Origin of the sequence: Methanolobus vulcani (genome assembly GCF_006546655.1) — an archaeon.
GTDB lineage: Archaea > Halobacteriota > Methanosarcinia > Methanosarcinales > Methanosarcinaceae > Methanolobus > Methanolobus vulcani_A.
Map to the genome: position 1 here is coordinate 1 of NZ_VIAQ01000005.1, position 7,575 is coordinate 7,575.

The window sequence follows — 7,575 nt, forward strand, 5'->3', positions numbered from 1 at the left end:
GTTAATCTGAATCCTCTATAATATGTGTGCCTCAGAACTCATAGGGTTCATCACTTATCAGACGTGATTTATCATCATCGGCACACAGAATTATTATTTTTGTTTTTTTTAATCGGTATGGTGCTTTCAGAGGAACTCTTTCATTTCATCAACTAACTTTTTTGCAGCCATTGCAGGGTCTTCAGACTGGTAGATGCTTCTGCCAACTATTACCCAGTCAGCTCCTGCTTTTATGACATCGGAAGCTGAACCGCCCTGTGCACCAACTCCAGGTGAGATTATTGAAAGGTCGTTTCCGATAATCTTTCTTATCTCTGCAACTCTTTCAGGACGTGTTGCCGGAGCGACCACACCTGATGCTTTTGCATCTGCTGCCATCTTTGCAATTCCTTCACCGACCTGCTGCATGAAATCAAGAGCACCAGGATGACTCATCTCGGTTACAACATAGATGTCCTTGTCCTGTTCCTTTGCAAGTTTCACGGCGGCTTCGAGGCTGTCGTGTCCTGTGAATCCCTGGACAATTACCCCATCTGCACCTGCCTTGAAAACCTGCTCGCATATCAGGCGGTTTGTGTTAGGGATGTCTGCAACCTTAAAGTCAGCAATGATAGGAGCGAATTTTGAAAGCTGGCTGATCATGTCCATTCCGGTTGAAAGTACAAGCGGATAGCCTATTTTGATTGCATCTACATACCCTGCAACCTTTTCGGATATTTCCACAGCCTCAAGCCTGTCTGTGACATCCAGTGCCAGTATAAGTCCTGTCTTTCTTTCCATGTGATTACTCCCTGTTTAACTATGATTTATGACAATGAATTGATCAGTTTATACCTATGCCGACTTACATTTTTCCAAGTCTGCTCCTTGCTGCTGCAACCATGATCGGAAGTGTGATGGTAGCATCAGAGTGGACTGTTACTGAGCGTGCTGTTTCGCTGACCTTACCCCATGAACGTGCTTCGTCAAGTGTTGCACCGCTTAAGCCTCCTGTTTCAGGGGTGTCCATTGTGAGCTGGATAGCGTATTCAAATTCCTGATGAGTTACAAGCATGGACTGGAAGATGTAGTTCTTTGGAACTCCGCCGCCGATAAGAACTGCTCCCGGGTCTTTTGCTTCATAACAGATATCAATTATTTCTTTCATATCAGCAAATGCATCAACGTTAAGTGGGTGCATCTGTTTGTAAAGCCATGCCTGAAGTCCGATCATTGAGTCCTGGATTGCAGGACAATAGACTGGAACATTCATGTCTGCTGCTGCTTTTAATATTGAGTCCTTGTCTTCGATATGGTTTCCAAGTTGTGTCATGAATTCCCTGATGGATATGGTGTCGCTACCAATATCGGAGAGGATTGACTTCATTTTTTCCTCAAAGTCTACAAAATAAGGTTCCGGGAGATAGACATCATATATCCTGTTGATTTCTTCGTGTTTGAGTTCGATATCGTCACATTCCGCACAGCCTTTGTAGTGGTGCAGTCCCATGGACTCCACTATTTCGTGAACCATGTTGGCACCGGTTGTTACGAGTACATCGATGTAGCCGTCATATATGAGATCGGTAACTATCTGACGCATTCCTGCCGGAACCATAGCACCGGCAAGTCCGAAGAAACTGGTTGACCCATTTGCAAGCATCTCAGTGTAGATGTCAACGGCGTCTGCAAGTTTTCCTGCACCAAAGGCACAGCCATCTATTGCATGTACCAGTTCGTCAACGCTCATATTTTCTGTGATCTTCGCCTGCCTGATAGGATTTTTCAGTTTATCTCCGTGTGAATGACAATGTTCCATTTGAAAGCCTCTTTAATCTAAGCAGAGTTAACGATGAGGTTGTTCTTTAAGGTTATTGAACACACCAGTTAATTCTATAATTTCTTTAAGAACGTAGGCATATTTCGGTCAGTTTCCATGCAGTATAAGCTCCATACAATATGTAAATTTGTAATTAATGCCCCGCTTTGTAATGAAATAAAAAAATGGACTTATTAGTAACTTGTCAAACAAAAAATAGCTGGCTATGTGGCAAAGAATTTACTAACGGATCTGAAAATAGATATTGGTAAAGCTTTTTATTAACAATATAAAGTATAATTAAAGCAGGAAAAAATGAAAAAGAAAAGGAGCTTAAACTGCAGCTGCCTTTTTCTGTGTTTTTGCTGTACTTTCTTCAATTTCTTCTTCCACAGCTTCAGCATCTTCTCTTGTCATAGCTGCTATAAGGCATCCTCTTGCAATAGAGTAAATAGGGTCCTTGGAATCAGACAATGTGTACTTGTTCTTCTTTACCTTTGAGATGTTAATTGGAAGGTTAGCTTCAGATATCCTGCTTTCAAACATTTCCATGAATCCCTTTGCACGGCTGCTTCCACCTGCAATTGCGATTGGGAATTCTGCGTCAGGAGGTGCTACCTCTGATAACTTCTTTTTCAGGTTTCCAATGATGTATGTTATTAATGCATCATAGTAAAGTGCAATTGCACCCTGTACACTTCCAATTTCATAATCAGAACTGAATGAGAAATCAGTCTCCTTTATTGAAGTTATTCTTTCTATTGCAACACCTGTGGCACTGGATACCTGTTCATCTATCCAGTCTCCGCCTCTTGCAATACTGAATGATACAATAGGAGTAGCAAGATATGCAACGGTTATGTTTGTCATTCCCGCACCTACACTTATGCCTATTCCTGTGAAATTGAAGTCTCCCAACTCAGAAAATACCACCGCAAGGCCTTCATCTATAAGTTGTGTATCATATCCCAGTCTTTTTGACAGAGCTTCAACAGTTTTACTGTGGTAAAGAACATTCACTTTACTGTCGACAGGGGCTGCAGGAACTGAAATGTATGCAATTTCTCCTTCTTTCTGTGGTGCACCAAGAACTCTTTCAATGATCAGTTTTATCATTGGGATTGATTCTTTTTCATCAGGGCTGATAATTCCCTGATGCATTGGTCTTCTAATAGCTTTGTTAAAAACATTTGAGAATTTGAATGCATCTTCCCCTAATACGCTGATTGTGTCGCCTTTTTGAGTGTATAATATCTTGGCACTGTCTAGCATGTTCTGTGCAAGATCTCCTGCCTCCATTTCTAAGAAGGCATTCCTCTGCTGTGCAAATGCTATGGAATCTCCTTTCCCTTTTTCTGCACAGATTATATTCATAGTCCCAACATCAAGTCCTTTTGCCATATTTTACCTCCTAATAGATTCAACTTTATTTTTTATCATGTCAGTGAAATTTTGTTTCTTTGTTTCTTCACTCTGTTTCATAGTTGCACTTAGCATTTTGCTTGTCAAGTCAATACCATAATCATTCACTTTGACCTTTCCACTCATAGTGCTTTGTAGATATTCGACTTCCCTGATGCTATCTTTAACTTCTATTTTAGCCTGGGCCACTTCCCTTAATGCTTTTCCCGGTACGAAGTCTGATACCTCGTCTTTTATTCCCATACTGAATGATGAGAAATTCGTTTTAGAAAAGGATTCATTCAGGGTCTTTTCAACTTCTCTTTCGATATCCTCTTCGGTATATGCGCTAAGTGGATCCTCTTCGAGCAGTTGCCTTGAACGTTCTTCGATAAGTTTCAATACTGCATTTCCAAAGGCATTACCTGAAAGCAGACAAATGCCAGCTGCATATGCAAACGAAACATAGGTAACATATGGATATACCCATTTATCCGAGAAAATTATTGCAAAGTAGATTACGCCAAAAATGGAAGACAGAAAACCGATTATCATTACCCAGTTACTATGGACTCCGTAAGGTCGGCGCTGACTGATCATCAGGTTAATGCCCAATAAAATGAAAGAAAGCCCAACGCCCAATAGGCCATAAGTGGTTATTATTTCTGAAGGATCAGAAGTTCTCCTGAGATGGACCATTATAGCAAATCCAATTGCACTTATGGATAGTATGAGGCCAGACAGGAATACCATTGACCCGAAATAGTATCTGAGTTTCGATTCCATTAATATAGATGAATATTTTTCTTAATATATATTCTTTGTTTATTGTGTAACTTTTATACATATATATTAATATATATAGCTATATTTATCGGGCTTCGTGTAGACTACACGTAATATAATTTATGAATGATTACTAAAGTGTGGATGATTACAGGACTATTTTTTCACTACCTGCTAAACCATCGTACCCCCTGGATTACACGCCTTTATTGTTACCTTACAATTAAATTAAAAGTCTTTTTTAATGAATACCTTTTATATCAGTTGTGCTTATGTGTAACTGTAAAGCTGTTTTTTAATAGTACCACCCATAAGAACACCGGTTTGGGTTTGTTTTGCCGGTGTTCCTCTAGTTTTTATATCCCTTCCAATCATTCACTGAGCATTCAAGCAATTTTTGTTTAACATTCTTCCTAATACATATATCACTAAGCAACAAAACAATTTGAGTATGAGACAAAATCAGATATGAACTCCGTAGAAAAACTACTTTCAATTTTATTTACATAATGCCATCATTGCCCGCCTGTAAGATGCTGATCAAGGGACTTTGCATCTTATTTCACTTTTTGTATTCAAAAAGCATGGCAGGAAATGTCTTTCCGAAACTATTTTTCTTATGAAGCTATATGTGAAAAAAGAGATATACGCAAATATTTGTGATGGGACACGAGTTGGGGTTAGTGCTACCTTGTGGGGGTAAACACACTTACCCGATTTCTCTCAACATTCCTTTTACCCCCATAAGGCCATATTTAGTTAATCTCAGGATGTGGTTTTCCTTGTTAGATATATTTTCCATTATCACTCGGCTTTGTGTGTTATCACCCACATGTTGAACACTGATTTCTATCAGTGTTTATTCATTTCACATCCTCTTTGTTATTCATACCTCTCATACTAATCTAAATTATCACTGCCAGTACTACGAAAATTTATATAGTCGTGTTTATATATAGATAAAGACAATATATTCAGATTCTTTGCCAGTTATATGAGAAAAAACTTAAGTGATATGCACAATGCCAGAAAATCCCTATACTGTGACCCTCAAAGACATTGGTGGTAAGAAACAGGTTGAACTTTCCCGATTTGATTTAGATAAAAATTATCATATTTTAGTCATAAACATAATTCATTACCTTATGGATAGCGGATATGATATTAGCAGAACAGATATGAAAAAACTGAATGATTGGGGAAAACATTCATATCATGAGATTTCTTTTAGGTCAAAAAAGAAATCAGGATTATTAAAGAACAAGATTGAATACGGAAAAATGCATACTCTGTGGATTGGACATAAAGAAGATAGAGCTATTTTGAAAGAGGTTGTTTTCAAACTCGATGGCAACAATTATCTACCCACTCCTGCATTACAGGCAATATATCGAATAGTAGGAAACAAAGAATGAAGGATATTGCCCTTACGATTTCGCAAGAAATTCCTGCACTTTTTCTTAGCATCTTCGGCTTCTCAATCCGTGATGTCCCAATAGATATTACTAAAAATGTCAACACGTGTTTGCAGCGTGGCAATATATTTATGTTATTATATCCATTCCCCAATGATACATTATTTGGAGGATTTCAACGATGAAAATTAGTGCAAGAAACAGTTTAAAAGGGACAGTAAAGAGTGTTACACCTGGTATGGTCAATACAGAAATAGTAATTGAACTTCCAGGTGGAGCAGAGATTACTTCCATTGTCACAAAAAGCTCAGCAGAAAGACTGGGAATAGAAGTCGGTAAGGAAGCATATGCAATTGTCAAAGCTTCAAATGTTATTCTAGCCACTGACTAAGTGGCTTACTCTCTTTTTACTATTAACTAGTTGATTCATGCTTTTTTTTCTTGCTTGGACTTACTAGCAAGGAAATTCTTCCAACCTCCGGCATTCTTTTAAAAATATTACAAGAATCTCCTACATGGCATCACTTCTATCAGGACATGATAACTGGTCCTAAAAATATTGAATTGTTCCTGCAAACTGATGCTGAACAGGACAATTCCCTTAAATAGAATAATATCTGATTTTAATATGGGTAAAATCAAGGGGGAGTTTTTTGCTGAAATACATTTGTCCAGCTCTATTCATATTACTTATGTTGTGCACCATATCAGAGGCGTGGCAACCTGAAACATGTAAAAATTGTCATCTTGAAATGTATGAAAAATGGAACGCTTCAGCACACGCCGAATCACTGAAAGCCGCCGGAGGTTCGGTTCTGAATATTGAAGAATGTACAAAATGTCATCTTGAATCTTCCATCAAAGAAACGTGGGGGAGAGAAGATGTTGAAACAACAATTGAACCAGTCACCTGTGAGGTATGTCATAATCCACCGGCTGAAGGTTATGATGCACATATAAGTGAACCTTCTTACTATGCACCGGAAGTGAATTTTTCTGCAGAAATGTGCGGAAACTGCCACAGAGGTGAACACCATCCGGTAATTGAGGAATGGAACGAGTTCAATGATACGAATTTCAATATAACAACCATGTCAAGTCATTCAGAACCAACCGATATTGCGGAACCGTATATCCTTGGCAGGGACAAGTCCTGTGTTTCTTGCAAAGCAACAGACGGTGCAATCCCGAATCTCGAAGATCCAGATGTCTTTGGACTGAACCTTCATGAGGTTCCTGAACCCTCCGATGTATCAGAATGGCGTATTGCATGTGTTGCCTGCCATGAACCTCATTCAGCTGGTTACTGGATAGAAGATGACGTATTGTTGTGTGGGAATTGCCATAATTCAGAACATGCAGCACCAGACGGACAGACAACCCGGGTATTGCATCCCCAATGGGAAATGTACAATGGTTCAATCTACGATACAGGTATCCATCCCATAGACATAGGATGTTCAAATTGCCACATGGCCATGCAGGAATACAATGATACTACCGAAGAATCTGCTATAACCGGACATACTTTTGGTTTTAAACCTGAGATCCTGTTCAGCTCCAACGCTACCAATGGTTGTTATGATTGCCATCAGGAAGTCTTTATTCCGGTGGTGGAGGCAAAGCAGGAACTCATCATAGGAAGAATCAATGACCTTGAAGCAACCAGGATCAATGCCAACAAGTCATTGGAAGAATTGAACGGAACTCTCGAATATGATGCTGCACTTACAGATTACAACAATGCCGTATTCTATCTTGAAGCGGTCAAGACAGACGGCAGCCATGGTATACATAATATGGAAAAAGCCAGTGACTATCTCGATACTTCCGGAGAACTCTTTGATTCTGTGATCGAACGTCAGGCAACAATATCAGAACCAGGCTTTGAATTGATTCTTGCTGTGATCGGATTGCTGACGGCTTTGTGGATCGTGAAGAAGAGAAAGTAAGACATCTATTATTTGCCTTGCTTTCCTTTTATTAATTAGATTTCGCAGTTCTCGAAATGAATTTAAGTTTCTGTGATATCTTATATTTCCACATTTCCAATCTTTCCCTACAGAGCATTGAGATTTAATGGCTTATCCACTTCAGTATTCTCCTTCATGTAATGCGGGGTCACTATAGAGAATCCTAAATCATTCCAGACATAGCTAAACAGGCTGTCCGACA

7 protein-coding genes are annotated in these 7,575 nt (G+C 39.1%); 3 read left to right on the top strand and 4 right to left on the bottom strand.

All coding sequences use genetic code 11. The features are described from left to right. Nucleotides 1-126 precede the first annotated feature (126 nt). The 4 genes from pyrF to FKV42_RS00480 all read right to left on the bottom strand — a co-directional run bounded on the left by pyrF (nucleotide 127) and on the right by FKV42_RS00480 (nucleotide 3,985). A complete protein-coding gene (gene pyrF, locus FKV42_RS00465) occupies nucleotides 127-780 on the bottom strand; it encodes an orotidine-5'-phosphate decarboxylase (RefSeq protein WP_154808288.1) in 654 nt (217 codons plus the stop codon). A gap of 64 nt (nucleotides 781-844) precedes the next feature. Next, on the bottom strand, nucleotides 845-1,798 hold the full coding sequence (locus FKV42_RS00470; RefSeq protein ID WP_154808289.1) for a deoxyhypusine synthase: 954 nt from the start codon (nucleotides 1,796-1,798) through the stop codon (nucleotides 845-847). A gap of 333 nt (nucleotides 1,799-2,131) precedes the next feature. Further along, entirely contained in the window at nucleotides 2,132-3,199 is a 1,068-nt protein-coding gene (locus tag FKV42_RS00475) for a disk-shape morphogenesis protein volactin (RefSeq protein ID WP_154808290.1), read from the bottom strand. Between the two features lie 3 nt (nucleotides 3,200-3,202). Continuing rightward, entirely contained in the window at nucleotides 3,203-3,985 is a 783-nt protein-coding gene (locus FKV42_RS00480) for a cell division protein CdpA domain-containing protein (RefSeq protein ID WP_154808291.1), read from the bottom strand. 1,022 nt (nucleotides 3,986-5,007) lie between these two features. Between FKV42_RS00480 and FKV42_RS00485 the strand changes: the two genes are divergently transcribed. From FKV42_RS00485 to FKV42_RS00495, 3 genes are all read left to right on the top strand, one after another. Beyond that, nucleotides 5,008-5,400, top strand: coding sequence for a hypothetical protein (locus FKV42_RS00485; RefSeq protein WP_154808292.1), 393 nt, complete (start codon nucleotides 5,008-5,010; stop codon nucleotides 5,398-5,400). A gap of 181 nt (nucleotides 5,401-5,581) precedes the next feature. Next, nucleotides 5,582-5,791: a TOBE domain-containing protein gene (locus FKV42_RS00490; RefSeq protein ID WP_154808293.1), complete on the top strand. Its 210-nt coding sequence runs from the start codon at nucleotides 5,582-5,584 to the stop codon at nucleotides 5,789-5,791. 301 nt (nucleotides 5,792-6,092) lie between these two features. Then, nucleotides 6,093-7,352, top strand: coding sequence for a multiheme c-type cytochrome (locus FKV42_RS00495; protein ID WP_268865958.1), 1,260 nt, complete (start codon nucleotides 6,093-6,095; stop codon nucleotides 7,350-7,352). Nucleotides 7,353-7,575: the final 223 nt, after the last annotated feature.

Coding starts and splice junctions, on each gene's coding strand:
- pyrF (WP_154808288.1), bottom strand. CDS start 780: ATGGAAAGAAAGACAGGACTTATACTGGCACTGGATGTCACAGACAGG.
- FKV42_RS00470 (WP_154808289.1), bottom strand. CDS start 1,798: ATGGAACATTGTCATTCACACGGAGATAAACTGAAAAATCCTATCAGG.
- FKV42_RS00475 (WP_154808290.1), bottom strand. CDS start 3,199: ATGGCAAAAGGACTTGATGTTGGGACTATGAATATAATCTGTGCAGAA.
- FKV42_RS00480 (WP_154808291.1), bottom strand. CDS start 3,985: ATGGAATCGAAACTCAGATACTATTTCGGGTCAATGGTATTCCTGTCT.
- FKV42_RS00485 (WP_154808292.1), top strand. CDS start 5,008: ATGCCAGAAAATCCCTATACTGTGACCCTCAAAGACATTGGTGGTAAG.
- FKV42_RS00490 (WP_154808293.1), top strand. CDS start 5,582: ATGAAAATTAGTGCAAGAAACAGTTTAAAAGGGACAGTAAAGAGTGTT.
- FKV42_RS00495 (WP_268865958.1), top strand. CDS start 6,093: ATGTTGTGCACCATATCAGAGGCGTGGCAACCTGAAACATGTAAAAAT.